This is a genomic window from Ferruginibacter sp. SUN106 (assembly GCF_050611765.1).
GTDB lineage: Bacteria > Bacteroidota > Bacteroidia > Chitinophagales > Chitinophagaceae > Ferruginibacter.
In genome coordinates this window covers 659,262-677,257 of record NZ_JBODJC010000002.1, presented here as the reverse complement: position 1 = coordinate 677,257, position 17,996 = coordinate 659,262, and the positions used below count along the sequence as shown (strand labels likewise).

Annotated in this window: 19 protein-coding genes and 1 tRNA gene; 13 read left to right on the top strand and 7 right to left on the bottom strand. The window is 37.6% G+C overall.

From position 1 onward, the window contains the following. Positions 1–72 precede the first annotated feature (72 nt). Together ACQ334_RS08865 and ACQ334_RS08860 are read left to right on the top strand one after the other, a co-directional pair. Positions 73–1,020 carry a cytochrome-c peroxidase gene (locus ACQ334_RS08865; RefSeq protein ID WP_430987835.1) on the top strand — a complete coding sequence of 316 codons (948 nt, stop codon included), beginning with the start codon at positions 73–75 and terminating at the stop codon, positions 1,018–1,020. A gap of 184 nt (positions 1,021–1,204) precedes the next feature. Then, a complete protein-coding gene (locus ACQ334_RS08860) occupies positions 1,205–1,903 on the top strand; it encodes a response regulator transcription factor (protein WP_430987834.1) in 699 nt (232 codons plus the stop codon). Between the two features lie 63 nt (positions 1,904–1,966). Here the strand turns inward: ACQ334_RS08860 and ruvB are convergent, their stop codons facing one another. Beyond that, positions 1,967–2,986: a Holliday junction branch migration DNA helicase RuvB gene (gene ruvB / locus ACQ334_RS08855; RefSeq protein ID WP_430987833.1), complete on the bottom strand. Its 1,020-nt coding sequence runs from the start codon at positions 2,984–2,986 to the stop codon at positions 1,967–1,969. 92 nt (positions 2,987–3,078) lie between these two features. On the opposite strand from ruvB, the gene ACQ334_RS08850 reads away from it, so the two are divergent. From ACQ334_RS08850 to ACQ334_RS08840, 3 genes are read left to right on the top strand one after another with little or no spacing between them, the layout of a single operon-like run. Next, positions 3,079–3,504 carry a MarR family winged helix-turn-helix transcriptional regulator gene (locus ACQ334_RS08850; RefSeq protein WP_430987832.1) on the top strand — a complete coding sequence of 142 codons (426 nt, stop codon included), beginning with the start codon at positions 3,079–3,081 and terminating at the stop codon, positions 3,502–3,504. Positions 3,505–3,564: 60 nt separating this feature from the next. Continuing rightward, entirely contained in the window at positions 3,565–4,452 is an 888-nt protein-coding gene (locus ACQ334_RS08845) for an NAD(P)H-binding protein (RefSeq protein ID WP_430987831.1), read from the top strand. Between the two features lie 35 nt (positions 4,453–4,487). Then, the gene (locus ACQ334_RS08840; RefSeq protein ID WP_430987830.1) at positions 4,488–5,135 is read left to right on the top strand and encodes an NADPH-dependent F420 reductase; all 648 of its coding nucleotides are present in this window, start codon (positions 4,488–4,490) and stop codon (positions 5,133–5,135) included. 58 nt (positions 5,136–5,193) lie between these two features. Here the strand turns inward: ACQ334_RS08840 and ACQ334_RS08835 are convergent, their stop codons facing one another. Both ACQ334_RS08835 and ACQ334_RS08830 read right to left on the bottom strand, forming a co-directional pair. Beyond that, on the bottom strand, positions 5,194–5,541 hold the full coding sequence (locus tag ACQ334_RS08835) for a hypothetical protein (protein WP_430987829.1): 348 nt from the start codon (positions 5,539–5,541) through the stop codon (positions 5,194–5,196). Positions 5,542–5,632: 91 nt separating this feature from the next. Further along, positions 5,633–7,876 (bottom strand): RelA/SpoT family protein, encoded by a 2,244-nt coding sequence (locus ACQ334_RS08830; RefSeq protein ID WP_430987828.1) that lies wholly within the window; start codon positions 7,874–7,876, stop codon positions 5,633–5,635. A gap of 124 nt (positions 7,877–8,000) precedes the next feature. Between ACQ334_RS08830 and ACQ334_RS08825 the strand changes: the two genes are divergently transcribed. From ACQ334_RS08825 to ACQ334_RS08805, 5 genes are all read left to right on the top strand, one after another. Continuing rightward, complete coding sequence (locus ACQ334_RS08825; protein WP_430987827.1) at positions 8,001–8,519, top strand: hypothetical protein; 519 nt, start codon at positions 8,001–8,003, stop codon at positions 8,517–8,519. A gap of 76 nt (positions 8,520–8,595) precedes the next feature. After that, positions 8,596–8,677, top strand: a tRNA-Leu gene (locus ACQ334_RS08820). A gap of 97 nt (positions 8,678–8,774) precedes the next feature. Beyond that, complete coding sequence (gene tig, locus ACQ334_RS08815) at positions 8,775–10,142, top strand: trigger factor (protein ID WP_430987826.1); 1,368 nt, start codon at positions 8,775–8,777, stop codon at positions 10,140–10,142. Positions 10,143–10,290: 148 nt separating this feature from the next. Then, positions 10,291–10,569 carry a hypothetical protein gene (locus tag ACQ334_RS08810; RefSeq protein ID WP_430987825.1) on the top strand — a complete coding sequence of 93 codons (279 nt, stop codon included), beginning with the start codon at positions 10,291–10,293 and terminating at the stop codon, positions 10,567–10,569. A gap of 39 nt (positions 10,570–10,608) precedes the next feature. Next, positions 10,609–11,208 carry a Crp/Fnr family transcriptional regulator gene (locus tag ACQ334_RS08805; protein ID WP_430987824.1) on the top strand — a complete coding sequence of 200 codons (600 nt, stop codon included), beginning with the start codon at positions 10,609–10,611 and terminating at the stop codon, positions 11,206–11,208. A 4-nt stretch (positions 11,209–11,212) separates the two neighbouring features. Here ACQ334_RS08805 and ACQ334_RS08800 read toward each other — a convergent pair whose 3' ends face one another. After that, positions 11,213–11,572, bottom strand: a complete 360-nt coding sequence (locus ACQ334_RS08800; RefSeq protein ID WP_430987823.1) for a DUF4260 domain-containing protein — start codon at positions 11,570–11,572, stop codon at positions 11,213–11,215. A 194-nt stretch (positions 11,573–11,766) separates the two neighbouring features. Between ACQ334_RS08800 and ACQ334_RS08795 the strand changes: the two genes are divergently transcribed. Next, positions 11,767–13,143 carry a hypothetical protein gene (locus tag ACQ334_RS08795; protein ID WP_430987822.1) on the top strand — a complete coding sequence of 459 codons (1,377 nt, stop codon included), beginning with the start codon at positions 11,767–11,769 and terminating at the stop codon, positions 13,141–13,143. A gap of 3 nt (positions 13,144–13,146) precedes the next feature. On the opposite strand, the gene ACQ334_RS08790 is transcribed toward ACQ334_RS08795, so the two are convergent. The 3 genes from ACQ334_RS08790 to ACQ334_RS08780 all read right to left on the bottom strand — a co-directional run bounded on the left by ACQ334_RS08790 (position 13,147) and on the right by ACQ334_RS08780 (position 16,193). Then, entirely contained in the window at positions 13,147–14,697 is a 1,551-nt protein-coding gene (locus tag ACQ334_RS08790) for an Rne/Rng family ribonuclease (protein ID WP_430987821.1), read from the bottom strand. Positions 14,698–14,987: 290 nt separating this feature from the next. Next, entirely contained in the window at positions 14,988–15,839 is an 852-nt protein-coding gene (locus ACQ334_RS08785; RefSeq protein WP_430987820.1) for a tetratricopeptide repeat protein, read from the bottom strand. 27 nt (positions 15,840–15,866) lie between these two features. Further along, a complete protein-coding gene (locus ACQ334_RS08780; protein WP_430987819.1) occupies positions 15,867–16,193 on the bottom strand; it encodes an HU family DNA-binding protein in 327 nt (108 codons plus the stop codon). Between the two features lie 207 nt (positions 16,194–16,400). Here ACQ334_RS08780 and mutY point away from each other — a divergent pair, with 207 nt between their 5' ends. Continuing rightward, positions 16,401–17,480: an A/G-specific adenine glycosylase gene (mutY, locus tag ACQ334_RS08775; protein WP_430987818.1), complete on the top strand. Its 1,080-nt coding sequence runs from the start codon at positions 16,401–16,403 to the stop codon at positions 17,478–17,480. Positions 17,481–17,519: 39 nt separating this feature from the next. Then, positions 17,520–17,954 (top strand): single-stranded DNA-binding protein, encoded by a 435-nt coding sequence (locus tag ACQ334_RS08770; RefSeq protein WP_430987817.1) that lies wholly within the window; start codon positions 17,520–17,522, stop codon positions 17,952–17,954. Positions 17,955–17,996: the final 42 nt, after the last annotated feature.

Sequence of the window (17,996 nt, the reverse complement as noted above, 5' to 3'; positions counted from 1 at the left end):
TTTTGGAAAGTTACGACCTGTTATTGAAATCTTTGAAATGATTTTTTAATTGATTCGGGTTAAATTTGTAAGATGAAAAAATCAATTTTTCTAACTGTATCAGGTGTCATAAGCTTAATTATTATTACAAGTTCTTTTGAAGAAAAAAATGCCGAAATAAAAACCAAAGCTGCTTTGGGCAAAAAACTCTTCTCCGAAAAATTATTATCCAAAGATTCTTCTGTAAGCTGTGCCAGTTGCCACAAGCCGGCTTATGCATTTGCAGATACCGTTGCATTTAGTGTTGGCATCAATGGCAAACTAACCAGACGCAATACACCATCTGTTTTGAATATGAAGAACAGGCCTTACTTTTTTTGGGATGGCAGGGCAGTGTCGTTAGAAGAGCAATCGCTGATGCCGATACAAAACCCTGATGAGATGGGTTTGCCTGTTGATGAAGCAATAAAAAGATTAAATCAATCTTTTGAGTACAAAAATTTATTTATGAAAATATTTAAGCAAAAACCTACAGCAAAAAATTTAGCTGCTGCCTTTGCTGCTTACGAACAAACTTTAGAAACAGTAGACAGCAAATTTGACGACTGGAGTAATAACCTGAAAAAATTAACCGCAGCCGAAGAGCGGGGCAGGGAATTATTTGTTGGCGACAGAGCAAAATGTTTTGATTGCCATAGCATGGAAGATTTTACAACAGATGATTTTAAAAACATTGGCCTTTATAATGAAAAAGAGTTGAACGATGCCGGCTTATACAACATCACTAAAAAAGAAACCGACAAAGGAAAATTTAAAACTCCCGGCCTGCGTAATATAGGCGTAACTGCACCATATATGCATAACGGTATGTTTAAAACCCTGGAAGAAGTGGTAGACTATTACAACGATCCCCGAAAAGTAGTTGGTGATCCAATCAATATCGACGACGCATTAAAAAAACCATTAGGACTTACCGATAAAGAGAAAAAGGATTTAGTGGCCTTTCTGAGAACTTTAACTGACAAAAAATTCTTGCAATAAAATAACTGCCTTTTATCCGTGCAAATCTGTGCAATCTGTGGCAAACCTCATTTTGCCGCAGGCAAAATAATCAATTTACCCTGTGTAGCTCTGGTAAACAAAGTCTACCTTTAACAAAAAATTAGGCACTATATTCGCTATACTAAATTTGAATTAATTTTATTTGCTAATAAACTAATAAAACATGGAAGCAGTAAAACCCAAAATATTACTTTGTGAAGATGATACCAATCTTGGCATGGTTTTGAAGAACTATTTAGAATTGAATGATTATGATGTAACACTGGAGAGAGACGGTCGCCTGGGATTAGCTGCCTTTCAGCGTGAAAAATACGATATCTGTCTTTTGGATGTAATGATGCCCAATATGGACGGCTTTACATTGGGTGAAGAGATCAGAGATGTAAATCCTGATGTGCCTTTGTTCTTTTTAAGTGCAAAGACGATGAAGGATGATATCATCCAGGGTTATAAATTAGGTGCGGATGATTATATCACCAAACCTTTCGACAGTGAAGTGTTGCTGCATAAAATAAAAGCTATTTTAAAACGCAATGAAGAAATGCATAAGGAAGAAGTAAATGCTGAATTCGATCTGGGTAGTTACCACTTTAACCCACGCTTGCGTGAACTTACCATCAATGGAAAGGTTCAGGTGCTTTCTCCAAAAGAAAACGAATTACTGAAAATGCTGAGCGAATATAAAAATGATTTGCTGAGCCGTGAAGTAGCGTTGAAGAAGATCTGGGGTAGTGATACTTATTTCAATGGCCGCAGTATGGATGTGTACATTGCAAAACTGCGTAAATATTTAAAAGAAGATTCCTCCATCGAAATAGTAAATATTCATGGTAATGGTTTCAGATTAGTGGTTTCTGAATAACAAATTTCCATTCCTAAAGAGTTAAAATAAGTAAAGAGCCGTTCGTATATCGAACGGCTCTTTTTATGAAAATAAGGTGTTGGGAGAATTCGGCTGTGTTTTTCCTAAATGCTTATAAGCTTTTTCTGTTGCTTCCCTTCCTCTTGCAGTACGTTGCAAAAATCCTTCCTGAATTAAAAATGGCTCATAAACTTCTTCAATGGTACCCGGCTCTTCGCCAACAGCTGTGGCAATTGTGGTAATGCCTACAGGGCCGCCTTTAAATTTTTCTATAATTGTGGACAGGATGCGGTTGTCCATTTCATCCAAACCATAAGCATCTACATTCAATGCTTTTAAAGCATGTTGTGTAATACCAAGGTCAATTACACCATTACCGATTACCTGTGCAAAATCTCTTACCCTTCTTAATAAACCATTGGCAATACGTGGCGTACCACGGCTTCTGCCTGATATCTCTGCAGCCGCATCGCTGGTAATTTTAGTACCTAATATTTTTGAAGACCGAAGAATAATATTTTTTAAAGTTGTCGCATCATAATATTCCAATCTTGATTTAATACCAAAACGGGAAAGCAATGGAGCAGTTAATAAACCACTTCTTGTTGTAGCACCAATTAATGTAAACGGATTTAAATTGAGTTGCACACTTCTTGCATTTGGGCCGCTGTCAATCATAATATCAATGCGGTAATCTTCCATGGCGGCATATAAATATTCTTCCACCACGGTACTCAGGCGATGTATTTCATCTATAAATAAAACATCGTTGGGCTCTAAATTGGTGAGCAAGCCGGCAAGGTCGCCGGGCTTTTCAATAACCGGGCCGCTGGTTTCTTTAATGCTTACACCTAATTCGTTGGCTACAATTCTCGATAAGGTGGTTTTACCCAATCCCGGCGGTCCATGAAATAAAATATGATCCAGCGCTTCGCCACGAAGTTTGGCTGCTTTAATGAAAATGGTAATGTTTTCGATGATCTGCCCCTGTCCACTAAAATCGTTTATTGCCGAAGGCCTTATCGTATTCTCAAATTCCTTATCTGCAAATGCTGCCTCGTTATTTAAATTGGGATTCGCCATATCGTAAAATTAAGAAATTAACAGAAGGGCTGAAAATAAATCCATATTTTATTTGTATGTACAAATAAAAATACTTTATCTTTGTACTGTAAATGAAATCATCTAATAGCCGTTTTAATAAATGCCTTTATTTTTCTACCAATGCATTGGCACGTAAAGTAGAAAAACTTGCAGTGGAAAACTGGAAGAAAGTTGACCTGGCGCCAAGTCATGGTTATTTATTAACGATGGTGCTGGAAAATCCGGGTATGCAACCGGGCTGTATTGCAGATGAAATGCAATTGACACCAAGCACTATAACAAGGCTGATAGAAAAACTGGAAGAAAAGAAACTGGTAATACGCACTACCGAAGGAAAAACCACCAACGTGTACCCCACTCCAAAGGGAAAAGAACTATTGCCCAAGATGAAAATGTGCATGGGGGAGTTTACAAAAACCTATACCGAAATACTGGGTGTAGAGGAAAGTATGCGTATGGTACAAAACATTAATAAACTAACAGATAAACTAGGATAAAATTTTTTTCACCCAATATTTGTATATACAAGTATTATTTATAATCAAAAATCAATTTTTATGAAGTATGTAATTACCGGTGGGGCAGGACACATCTCTACTCCTTTAGCTGAACAATTATTAAGTGCCGGACACGATGTAACAATTGTAGGCCGCAGTGCAGAAAAACTGCAATCATTGGTAAACAAAGGCGCTAAAGCTGCAGTTGGTTCTGTAGAAGACGCCGCCTTTGTAAAAACTACTTTTGCAGGTGCAGATGCGGTGTATGCCATGATACCTCCTAATTTTGTAACGGATAACTTCAGGCATTATCAAAACACAGTTGCAAGAAATTATACTGATGCCATTGTGAGTAACGGTATTAAAAATGTGGTAGTGTTAAGTAGCATTGGCGCACATATGCGCAATGGCGCAGGCCCTGTTGATGGACTGGCTGATTTTGAAGACCTGCTGCAAAAGCATAGTGGTATCAACGTTAAGTTTTTAAGGCCTTCCTATTTTATGTACAACCTTTTTGCAATGATTCCGTTAATAAAAGGAATGAATATTGTGGGTAGTAATTTTGGTGGCGGTGATGAAAAAATTATATTGGTGCATACGAGTGATATTGCAGCAGCGGCGGCAGAAGAATTACTGTCATTAAACTTTTCAGGTTTTTCAGTTCGTTATATCGCCAGCGATGAAAAAACAGGTGCTGAAATTGCAACAGCTTTAGGCAATGCGGTTGATAAACCAGGTATTCCCTGGGTAGTTTTTTCTGATGAGCAATCATTGGATGGCATGAAACAGGCAGGGCTTACAGAAACCATGGCAGAAGGCTACACTACAATGGGCCGTGCATTAAGAGAAGGTAAAATGCAGGAAGATTACTGGAAGAACCACCCGGTATTGGGCAAGGTTAAACTGGAAGATTTTGTAAAGGAGTTTGCCGGAGCATTTAATGCATAATAATAAATATCATTTCTTAACCTAAAATTAAACACATGAAAATCGGAATCATCGGCAGCGGTATTGTTGGCCGTGTTTTAGGCAGTGCATTTTTAAAAGAAGGCCATGAAGTTGTATTAGGAACAAGGGATACTGCAAAAGCAGAAGTAGTACAATGGAAAACTGAAAATGCAAAAGCACAAACAGGCAGTTTTGCAGATGCTGCTGCATTTGCAGAGATCATTGTGCTGGCAACAAGCGGATCTGTAACCGCCAATGCGATTGAGCTGGCAGGTAAAGAAAATTTTGCCGGAAAAATAGTTATCGATGCAACGAATCCTATTGCAGCGGCACCGCCTGTAAATGGAGTACTACAATTTTCTACCAACCAAAATGACTCTTTGCTGCAACAAACCCAAAAGCTATTACCCGAAGCTAAACTGGTAAAGGCATTTAACAGCGTTGGTAATGCAGTAATGTACAAACCTGATTATGGCAGCATTAAACCATCAATGTTTATTTGTGGTAATGACGACGCTGCTAAAAAAACAGTAACGGACATTTTAACCAGTTTTGGTTGGGAAACAGAAGATATGGGTAAAGCAGAAGCTGCCGGAGCCATAGAATCACTTTGTGTATTGTGGTGTATTCCCGGATTTAAAAATAACGAATGGACGCATGCATTTAAATTGCTGAGAAAATAATTAGCACAAAAAAACCTCCGGAAATGATCCGGAGGTTTTTTAATTTTCAACTGGTCAATTATTTTTTATCGCCACCAAACATACCACTGAGTTTGTCTTTTACACTATCAAAAACTTCTTCAGCTTTGTGGGCTGCATTTTTTGCAAACTCTTCTACTTTTTCTCCTGCCTGCCCGGGAATTACATCACTGATCTTATCCATTACACTTTCCGCCGGCTTTTCTTCTGTTTTTGGCGTTGCTGCTGCAGCAACAGTTTCAGGCGTTGCCGCAAACATATTGTCTACTGCTCCACCCAGCATTGGAAATTTTTCTTTTACAAAATCTTTTATAGTTTCAAGACTTTTAGTAGCCTGCTCTGCACTTATGCCTGCTTTTTCAGTCAGGCGATTGATTAACTCTTGCATAATTTTTTATTTTAAATTTTGATGTACAAATATGATGTGTTTTTAAATGCAAAGGTTGTACAGGTAAGTAAAGCTAATGTTAAATAGACGGCTATTCTGTGTCATACCTGTCTACCCGCTCAATTCCGGGTAAAGCAGTCAGCCTTTCCACCAGCTCATCCAGTTCGTCTTTATCGTGTACAAATATTTTGATATTACCACGGAAGATCCCATCGGCTGCTTCAATGGTCATGGCAGAAATATTGAATTTTAATTCACCACTAATAAGATTGGTGATCTTATGTATTACACCTACATCATCCAGCCCGATAATTTTTAAACCGGTGAGGAATGAAATTTCTTTATTCTTTGCCCATTTGGTTTTTACTACACGGTGGCCATAATTGGAGAGTAATCTTGTAGCATTCGGGCAATTGGTACGATGTATCTTTAATCCTTCTCCTGTAGTTACAAAACCAAATACATCATCACCGGGAATGGGTTTGCAACAATTGGCTAAAGTGTATTGTATCTTATCACTGCTTTCACCAAAAATAATCAACTCTGCATCTTTATCTTTTTTACCAGGATGTTTTGCATGCGTATCGGTATCATGTTTTTCTTCATGTTCATGTTTAACCGGTTTAGGTAAAAACAACCGGTCACCGGATGCTGTAAAATCTTTCAGCTCTTTAAGATCAATTTTTTTAATGGCAATTTCATACAACAGATCCAGCGAAGAATTGAGCTTGTAAAACGAAGCCAGTTCTTCCATATTATGCTGCGTCATCATGCCGCCAATAGCTTCCAGTTTTTTTTGCAGAATATGTTTCCCGTCTTCTGCAACTTTTCTTTTCTCTTCTTTTAAAGTGTCTTTTATTTTTGTTTTTGCCTTGGTGGTTACTACCAGGCTCAGCCATTCCTGGCTGGGCTTTTGTTTGGCGCTCGTAATAATTTCAATCTGGTCGCCACTACGCAGCTTGGTACCAATGGGTACTAACTTGTGATTTACTTTGGCGCCAATACAGCGGCTACCAACAGCAGTGTGTACACTAAAAGCAAAATCCAGGGCTGTTGCACCAATGGGCAGCATTCTTATTTCTCCTTTAGGAGTATATACATAAATTTCTTCTGCAAGAAAAGAAGTTTTAAAATCCTGTAAAAAATCCAATGAATTGGTATCCTGGTTACCCAGCGCTTCCCTTATCTGGTGAAACCATTTATCAAAACGGCTTTCATCATCTTTGCCTTCTTTGTATTTCCAGTGAGCAGCCAAACCTTTTTCTGCAATCTCATTCATACGCTTGGTACGTATCTGCACTTCCACCCATTTACCTTGCGGTCCCATCACAGTAGTGTGCAAGGCTTCGTAGCCATTACTCTTGGGGTTACTTAACCAGTCTCTTAATCTTTCCGGCGAAGGGTTGTAAGAATCAGTGATAATGCTATACACTTTCCAGCATTCTTCTTTTTCTTTTTCTAAAGAAGCATTTACTAAAATGCGAATGGCAAACAGGTCATACACTTCTTCAAAACTCACTCCTTTTTTTTTCATTTTTGTCCAGATAGAATGTATGCTCTTCGGACGGCCATAGATCTCAAATTCAAAACCGGCTTTTTCTAATTTTTCTTTCAGCGGCCTGATAAAATCATTGATGTATTTTGTTCGCTCTCTTTTGGTATCACTTAATTTTTGAGCAATGTATTTGTAAGTATCCGGCTCCATGTATTTCATGGCCAGGTCTTCCATTTCAGTCTTGATATTGTACAAACCCATACGGTGCGCCAGGGGGGCATATACATACACCGTTTCGCTGCTGATCTTTAATTGCTTCTCCCGCTTCATACTATCCATCGTGCGCATGTTATGCAGGCGGTCACTCAACTTTATCAGTATCACCCGGGGGTCATCAGTAAGGGTAAGCAGGATCTTTTTAAAATTTTCTGCCTGCTGTGTGGTATTGGTGTCCATCACCGTACTGATCTTGGTGAGGCCATCGACAATTTTGGCAATTTCTATCCCAAATTCCCTTTTAATATCTTCAAGGGTAACATCGGTATCTTCCACCGTATCGTGCAATAAAGCACAGATGGTACTACGTACCCCCAGGCCAATTTCTTCTACACAGATTTTGGCCACCGCCAGCGGATGCAGGATATAAGGTTCGCCGCTTTTGCGCCGCATGGTCTTATGAGCTTCCGCAGCCATTTCAAAAGCTACTCTTACTAATTCCTTATCACCGGGTTTTAATTTGGGCTTTAAAACACGTAGCAAGCCGCGGTACTGCCGCAGTATTTCTTTCTTTTCTTCCTCTTCGCTGAGGTTGTATTTGGGTATGGTTTCCTTAACTTCCATTATTACGAATTTAGTTGAAAATGATTACATTTTAACAGGCTGTTTGAAAGGAAGTAAAGTAACTTAGTAATTAACAACAAATAACTGCAATATGTTCCGGATTTGTTTATTATTAATCGCCATTATGATTGTGCAAATTTCTTTTGCTCAAAACGAAAACCTTGGTGAAATATATTCAATTGGAATTAAATTTCGTTTAGATCAGCTCTCATGGAAAAAGGTATTTGTTGCCGATACTGTTACCGATAATGAATTTTCAATGAGTACAAGGCGATGCACAAAGCTGTTCAAGAAATTTTTGTTTGAAGATAATAGTGTTGTAACTACAGATAATTTAGATAGCATGAATAGTAGTCTCAAGGATATTTTTAACCCGTATAAAAATATCCGGCTTATTAATATGGAAGAAAAAAGTAAAATATTAAGCAATCATTCAAACGAGGGATGGATTCATTTTTATAAAAATTATCCCGGGTATGCAGGGATAATTTACCTATCACCTGTTTACTTTAACCAGCAGCATAGCAAAGCAATTTACCAGCTATCATTAGCGAGACAGGCTTGCGGAAACGGGAGTAATAGCCTTATTTTTCTAGCAAAGGATAAAAATGGCAAATGGTTTAAAACGATGCCCGGAAAATGAAGAAATGGCCGGCTTTCATTTATCCATATTTTCCCTTCCATATTTTACAGAAATCCCTTACTTTTGCACCCCCTAACCGGATGTGGCGAAATTGGCAGACGCACCAGACTTAGGATCTGGCGGAGCAATCCATGTAGGTTCGACCCCTATCATCCGGACTTTTTCAAGTTAATTGGTTAATTAGTTAATTGGTATTCAGGTTTGAATGCTACAACTACTTAACCAATAAACAAATTAACTAATCAACATTAAGAAATGGCTACAGTAGTAAGAGAAAACATTGGTTTGTTACACGACAAATTAACTGTTAAAGTAAGTAAAGACGATTATTTTCCCGCCTTTGATAAAAAGCTGAAAGAATACAGCAAAACTGCCAATATACCCGGTTTCAGAAAGGGGATGGTGCCTGCAGGCATGATCAAAAAAATGTATGGTAGTTCTATTTTTACTGATGAAGTAATTAAGACCGTAGAAAAGGAGTTGTACAATTACCTGAGCACTGAAAAGCCTGAAATTTTTGCCCAGCCTTTGCCATTAACTAATGACGTAGCTCAAATGGATATCAACAATCCATCTGATTACGAATTTGGTTTTGAAATGGGATTGAAACCGGATTATACTTTAGCAGATGTGAGCAAAGCAAAAGTTACCCTGCATAAAGTAGTAGCTACAGATGCTATGGTGGATGAAGAGATCACCCGTATGCAGATAAAAGGTGGTAAAATGACTGAACCTGAAACTGTAGATAACGAAGAGAATGTACTGAATGTTTTATTTACCGAAAGCGATAAAGAAGGTGTTGCGGTTGAAGGTGGTGCTTCAAAGGAAAACTCTGTTATCCTGAAATATTTAACTGCAGCAACGCAAAAAAAATTCATGGGTAAAAAGGTTGGCGATGTGGTTACTGTGCAATTAAGCAAAGCTTTTGATGAAGATAAATTAGCCATGATATTGCAGGATCTTGGATTTGATGCAGCTGATAAGGATGCTGCTAAAAAATATTTCAATTTAGACATTGTAAAAATTGGCCTGGTTGAAAAAAGAGCATTAGATGAAACTTTCTTTAAAGAAATTTATCCTGCAAAAGATATCACCTCTGTAGACGAATTAAAAGCATCTATTAAAGAAGAAATTCAGCAATACTGGGAATCTCAAAGCCGCAATCAACTACAGGATCAGTTGTATCATTACCTGATTGATGAAACTAAAATGGAATTTCCGGAAGAGTTTTTAAAACGCTGGTTGCAAACCGGTGGCGAAAAACCTAAAACTGCTGAAGAAGCTGAAGCAGAATTCCCGGGTTTCAGCAATCAATTAAAATGGACATTGATCAGCGATAAACTGATACAGGATAATAAATTACAGGTTACCAACGAAGAATTAAGAGATAGCATGAAGAACGAGATTATGCGTTACTTTGGTACCATGAATTTAGGCGAAGATACCAGCTGGATCGAAAGCTATATCGACCGTATGATGAAAGATGAAAAACAAGTGGACAGCAGCTACCGCCGTTTGATCACTGATAAATTATTCAGCTTTATCGAAACGCAGGTTAAGCCAAAAGAAAAAGAAGTAACAGGTGAGGAGTTGAATGGTATGATGCATAATCATCAGCACTAATAGTTTAAAATAAAAATAGTTGAAGCGATAGTTGTAAAAGGCTATCGCTTTTTTTATTGGTAAATTTATGGTTGCAGTTACAGATCGCCAATGAGGAAATTATTAGGAGTAGTTTGTATATTTATCCATGTAAACTTAAAATGTAAGTATGACCCTTGAAGACTTTATTGAAAGCAGGAATGAAGTTGACGAAAACCTGATTATTTTTCAGGTAGAGGAACTCAACATAAACTCAGAAATTGCTTTATTTGAGATGCCCGATGAAGAAAGTTTTGAAATTGTTAGAAATGATATTCGGTATGTGTATTTGATAGAAGTATTTATTGCAAAAGAATTTATCTCTGGTTGGCTTAATAACATAGGATATAAGCCAACCCAACAAGAAATGACTCAAACACTTTTTGACTATTCTATAAATGATGCTTAAGGTTAGCTAAATTTATTTTTATGTTTAGTAAGCTATAATATGAATACCAACGATAATTCATCTTCACTATTAAGATTCCACATCGAAAAATTCTGCAAACTAACAGATGCCGATTGGGAATTATTGTTACCTCATCTTGAAATAAAAGCCATTCGGAAGAATGAATTATTTATTGCAGAGGGAAAGCAGGGCCGTGAAGTGGCTTTTGTAATTGAAGGCATGTTTCGCCAATACTATACCAAAGACGGAGAAGAAAAAACCACCTACTTCTTTTTTGAAAATCATTTGATGAGTGCTTACCTGAGTTGTATTACCGGTAAGCCATCACTGGTAAGCATTGAGGCATTGAGCAATGCCAGCTATATTTCTTTTTCGTACAAAGCAATGCAGGAGCTGTTTGAGCAAAACATGGCATGGCAAAAATTTGGCCGGCTGCTGGCCGAATATCTTGCCATTGGCCTTGAAGAAAGAATGGTAAGCCTGCTGCTGCAAAGCCCCGAAGAACGTTACGTGGATCTGCTGAACAGCAACAAAAAGAAGATCATTGAAAGAATACCGCAACATTTTATTGCCAACTATTTAGGTATTACGCCGGTAAGTATGAGCCGTATCCGCAACAGGCTTTTAAAAAATAAATAACTTATTAGTTCTTCTCCAGACTTCCCAGGTGTGTATTTTTAAAACTATCCTCATACTTTAATCCGTAGCCCATTATCCTGTCGAACGAAGCATGTGCAAATAATAAAATTCCAATTGCAGTCAATACATCATTGTGCAAATAAAAACCTGTGGCTGCTAATGCAATAGCAATGCCTTTGTGGTGAAAGAGATTATACACCGCAGCACCAATCTTTGTATTTACCAGGTAGCCCAGCATACCAATATCAGGCGAAAAGAAAAGAATAGCCCATATCCAGAAAGATAAATGCAGGTTGTAAATGGTAAGTAAATAAATGCCCAGTGCAGTCATCGCAGCTTCTTCTAACTTTAATATTGTTTTCATTGTTTTTAATTTTACACAAAGCTATAATTGGTAAAACAGGAACACGTTAACAAAAGATAAGAAATCAGTCAGCAGTCATCTCCACTATTTTTCGTTTAACAAATTCTTAGCACTCCTTACATAAGATAAGTTTTACAGCGGTCGTTGTGTGTAGGTTCCCTCCCCACATCCTTAATAATTTAAACAACTTAACCATGCCAACTCAACGGGCTTATGCCATGCTTGTGCTATGCACAATTATTTTATTTTCCTGCAACACTAAAAAAGAAAAAAACAAGGATAGCGCAATAGCTGCATCTGTTGTTGATACTACATCTTTACAGCCGGAAAGCACAATTAGTGTTGTTGATTATAGCAATGACTTTATCGCCAATGCTACACAAAAATTTACTGTAGCACCACATCAAACTACAGTGTTAAAAGCAAACAAGGGGCTGAAAGTAACAGTGAACCCTGCAGTATTAGAAAAAGCAGATGGCAGTGCTGTTGATGGAAAAATAGAAGTGAGCATAATTGAATTAACCACCAGCGAAGACTTGTTTAAAAGCAATGCTGCTACTGTAAGCAACGGACGTTTATTAGCTTCCGGTGGCAGTTATTTTATTGGTATGGAAAGTGAGGGGCAAAAATTGCAACTTAAAAAAGGTAATAACCTGCAGGTAAATTTCCCCAAACTAAAAGATGCAGAAATGGAATTATTTTATGGTAACAGGGATAGCTCGGGAAATATGAATTGGACAAGAGCAGCACAACCTTTGATCTTTAATACGGAGGAGGTGGATTATAGCAGCTATAAGCCACCTTACCCGGATACAGCAAAGTACCGGCCTTATAAAAGTAAATACACTTTGTATGAATCTACAGATAGCAAAGTGATTTTTGCTAACAGGGAAATGCCAATTAAAGAAATGGTGAGTATTCTTCAAAAAAGAGGGGTAGATAAAAATATAGATTCAATTTACCTCACTTTTGATGAAGGATATTATAATGGTTGCTTTAGAAATTATTACTCCAAAAGATTTGAAAGGTACAAACTGTACCGGGTAATTTCATGCAAAGAGCTTGAAGCAGAAAAAGACTCTTTGGCTAAGGAACAAAAAGTAGCAGAGATGAGAACTGCTGCCAATAATAAATATTACAACGAATGGGAAAAGCAAAACAGAGAAAATTCACTTGCCGGCAGGTTGGAAAAATATTATGCGCCATCATCAGTAACAAAATTAGGCTGGATAAATTGCGATCGGTTTAATGATGAACAGCAAAAAACAGAGGTGCAACTTGATCTGCCTATCACATTTACCAATCCGCAAATAGAATATTTTATTATCTACAAATCATTTAATGGATTGATGAATGGAAAATTAAATAGTAATAGCAAACAGCAATATGTTTTATCCAACTTACCTGTGGGGCAGGCAGTAACAGTGGTTGCATTTACAAAAAATAATGGCCGGCTATATCAATGTAAAGAAGATTTTGTAATTGCTAAAAATCAATCTTTAAAACTTGATTTTAAAAATATTTCGGCAGCAGAAATGAATACGATTTTCGGGAAGAGTGTTAGGATATAAAACTTATAGTTTGATCTCCTCATCGCTATCATCAAAAAAGTGGAACTCGGTAAGGTGGTAATTAGTATTTTCCTTGAGTTTTATTTTTTGTTTGAATTTGCGTTTCCATTTACCCAGTTTGGAACTAAAGATTCCTTTGGTAAGATAAGCGTAGAGAATAGGATGCACTTCTACCGTTAAGCCCTTATGCTTTTGCATGATCAGGTAGTTCAGGTTCTTTTCTATCTCATCTTCCAATATCAATGTAGAAGAAATTTTTCCGGTGCCATCGCAGCTCGGGCAAATTTCTGTGGTGTTAATGGTCATCTCCGGCTTCATGCGCTGGCGGGTGATCTGCATCAAACCAAATTTGCTGATAGGTAAAACAGCATGCTTGGCCCTGTCGGTACGCATTAACTGCTCCATAGCATCGGCCAGCTTTTTCTTGTTTTCCATCAGCTTCATATCAATGAAGTCAACAACAATAATGCCGCCCAAATCTCTCAGGCGCAGTTGCCTTGCGATTTCTTCAGCAGCTTCAAGGTTAGTTTCCAAAGCATTCTGCTCCTGGTTATTGCTTACACTTTTATAACCGCTGTTCACATCAATTACATGTAATGCTTCGGTGTGTTCAACAATTAAATAAGCACCGCTTGGCAGGTTTACCGTTTTACCAAAGGCAGCTTTTACCTGCTTGGTAATACCAAAACTATCGAATATAGGAGAGCCGTTATTATAGTAAGAAACAATATCTGCTTTATCAGGTGCAATACGTTGAATGTAAGTCTTGGTATCGCTGAATATATTTTTATCGTTTACTACGATCTTATTAAAGTCTTCGTTCAGCAAATCCCTCAGGATGCTGGTGGTTTTACCCAGCTCATTTAAGATTCTAGTTGGAGGTGCAGCAGCTTTTAAATTAGTCTGGATAGTTTTCCAGGTAGCGATCAAACTCAACAGATCTTCGTGTAATTCTGCAGTATGTTTGCCTTCGGCAGCAGTACGCACAATTACACCTAAATTCTTAGGCTTAATAGCTTCTATAATTTTCTGTAAACGTTTTCTTTCGTCTGAGGAATGAATTTTACGGGAAACAGCAACAATATCATTAAAAGGAGTAACCACCACAAAACGGCCGGGTAACGATAGTTCGCAACTAAGGCGGGGGCCTTTAGCTGCAATAGGTTCTTTTAATATCTGTACTAAAATATTAGGGCGGCCACTGAGGATCTCGGTGATCTTTCCGGTCTTTACAATTTCAGGTTCTACTTTAAATTTTGCAAAATCAAAACCGCCTTCAGTTTTGTCATTGATGGCTTCGGTAGTAAATTTTAAAATAGAGCGAACGTAAGGGCTAAGGTCGGTATAATGTAAAAAAGCGTCTTTTTCAAAACCCACATCTACAAAGGCAGCATTTAAACCGGGGATAAGTTTTTTAACTTTTCCAAGGTATAAGTCTCCCACGCCAAAGGTTGCATCAGTTTTTTCACTGTGCAGCTCCACCAGCTTTTTATCTTCCAGCAAGGCAATCTCAACCCCCTGCGGTGCAGCATTAATAATCAGTTCCTTGGTCAAGCGTAAATTTTTTTAAGACCATTACATCATGGAAAGGAAACATAACTGCATGCACTGATGCCGCTATATATCTAACGGCTATCCTGTAGTGCATACAGATAAATATGCCGGGAAGAAGATTCCCGGCACCAGTAAGAAAAAAAATTATTTTTTCTTATGGCGGTTCTTTCTTAAACGTTTTTTACGCTTGTGTGTTGCAATTTTATGACGTTTTCTCTTTTTACCACAAGGCATAACTAGTCTTTTTTGTGTTTAAAATAATATGTTTAATTCGTTGTGTTCTCTTTGTTTTATTGCAATTGCTTTATTCGCCTGTCAATCTCCTGGTTAAATTCAGGATCTTTCACCATTCCCTTCATCGACTGGTACCATTTTATTGCCTCAGGCTTATCACCCTTATTGGCATATGAAAGAGCTAAAAATTCTATCGCTTCCACATTACCAGGTTGCGCTTTTATCACTTTTGTTAAACGGTCAATTGCTTTATCATATTGCCCCGATACAAAACCACCCACCCCTAAAACCAATTGCGCTTTCATGTTGGTGGAGTCTTTTCTGATAACAGTTAATAATTGCTGTATACCTTTCATTGTCTCCTCGGGTCCACCTGCTCTGCCTTTGCCATAAATATAGCAACTGCCTAGTCCAATCTTTAAATCGTCGCTTTCGGGATTTAATTTAATAGCCTGCTCAAATAACTCAATGGCTTGTTCGGCCTGCCAGCTTAATTTAGCCGGATCCTGCTCTCCTCTTAAGCCTTCCAAAATTAATTGGGCAGCAAAGGTGAGGTTTTTTTCTGAATTCTCCAACTTAACAGACTGTGACAGGTAATAAATATAGGGTTCAAATACGTGTGCGCTGTCTTTCCAAAACTCAGAAAGCTGTTTATTAGCCTCAATCTGTTGGTTTAGAACATCTCCACGGGTAACACTATTTTCTAATTTACCCAAAGTGAGTATTTGTGAAGGAGTAAGTTTTTGTTTTTCCTGGCTGATATATTGGGTGATATTAAATGCCGGCGCAGCATTTTGGGGCATGGCGGCAACAGGCTTATTGGTTTTTTTTTCAACTGTTCGCCCAAAATAAAAAAGAGAAGCTACCAGTATGAGGCCTGCGGCAGCTAGTAATAATTGTTTCTTCACCTTAAAAATTTAGAACGCAAAGGTACATTAGTCTTCGCTTTCGTCATCATGAGTTTCGTTAGTCTCTTTAATATTTTTAGAAGATTTTATTTCCTGCATGAATTCTTTGGCAGGTTTAAAGGCAGGTATAAAGTGCTCTGGTATTTCCACAGCAATATTCTTTTTAATATTACGGCCAATTTTAGCAGCCCTTTTTTTAGTGATGAAACTACCGAAGCCCCTGATATAAATATTCTCACCTTCTGATAGCGACTTCTTCACTTCTTTAAACATAGTTTCAAGTGTTACCAGAACATCCACTTTAGGAATGCCGGTTTTTTCGGAAATTTGATTGATTAAATCTGCTTTTCTCATAATAGGTGTTTTATGTTTCTATCAGTAAAATACAAAATAAGGTTTAAAAAACCAAATAAGTTGGTGATTATCAAGTACTTTGTTGTAAACAAATATAAGTATCTTTTGTTGAAAAAGGAAATAAACCCTTGATTATTAATGGTATGTGCTTTATTTGATATGTATAAATATATTGTGACAAAACCTTTATAAAAAGAACCTGAAACTATGGATGATACTTACAAATTCTTTACCAAACAGCTTTTGCAGTGGAACAATAAAACTAATGACCGACCTATGCCCTGGAAAGGGGAAAAAGATCCCTATAAAATATGGTTGAGCGAAATTATTTTGCAGCAAACAAGAGTTGAACAGGGTTGGGATTATTACAATCGTTTTATTGTTGCTTTCCCTACTATTGATAAACTGGCCAAAGCACCGGAAACAAAAGTGTTTAAACTTTGGGAAGGCCTTGGCTATTATACCCGTTGTAAAAATTTAATTGCCACAGCAAAACTGATCACAAAAGAATATGGAGGAAAATTTCCTGGTAATTATGAAGCTATTTTAAATTTAAAAGGAGTGGGGCCTTATACTGCTGCAGCCATTGCTTCCTTTGCATATAATTTGCCTTATGCAGTGGTAGATGGTAATGTGTTCAGGGTATTATCACGTTTTTTTGCCAACAGTATTGCTATTGATAGTACCGAAGGAAAAAAGCTGTTTACAACACTGGCCAATGAATTACTTGATAAAAAGCAACCCGGTATTTATAACCAGGCATTGATGGATTTTGGTGCTGTGGTATGTAAGCCCAAACAACCTTTGTGTAAGCAATGCCCGCTGCAAAGCAGCTGCGGTGCGTATTTGAAAGGATTGGTAGAAGTACTTCCGGTAAAAGAAAAAAAGATAACTCAAAAAACAAGGTGGTTATTTTATTTTATTATTGAGCACGAAGGCAAAGTGTTTGTACGTAAACGTGGGGTAAAAGACATATGGGAAAATCTGTATGAATTTGTGTTGATTGAATCTGCGGAGGCAACAGAAGTGGCGCAATTGCAAAAACTACCTGCATTTAAAAAACTGTTGGGAAAGAATGGGTTTACAGTGGCAACCATCTCCCGGCTATATAGCCAAAAGCTTACCCATCAAACCATTCACGGACAGTTTATTACGCTGCAATTAAAAAAGACAGCACAAATAGAAGGCTACGAACCTGTTACCCAAAAAGAACTGTTAACGCTGCCTTTTCCTAAATTCATAACATCCTATTTGAAAGATAAAAATGTATCTTTAAATTTGTTATAGACAGGCAACTACAATACATATTCTTTAAAATGAAATTTTATGAGAGGCGTAAACAGGGTGATGTTAATTGGAAATTTAGGAAAGGATCCCGACATACAATTTTTAGAAGGTAATATCGGAGTGGCAAAATTTTCATTGGCAACAACAGAAACCTTTAAAGACAGAAGCGGTAAATTAATTTCGCAAACAGAATGGCATACAGTGGTGTTATGGCGTGGGCTTGCAGACCTTGCACAAAAATATTTGCATAAAGGCAGTTTGGTATACATAGAAGGTCGCTTAAAAACAAGAAGCTGGGAAGATAAAGACGGCAATAAAAAATTTGCAACAGAAATTGTTGGTGATAACCTGATCATGCTGGAAAAAAGAAGTGATGGCAGCCACCCGGCTACCGGCATAGAAGGCATAGAAGGTTTGGGCGGTCCGGATATTCCGCCGATTGATGATGGCGGTTCAGAAAGATTGCCATTTTAATTATTAACTTTTACCTTTAAAATATGTAAAGTTTAAGTGTAA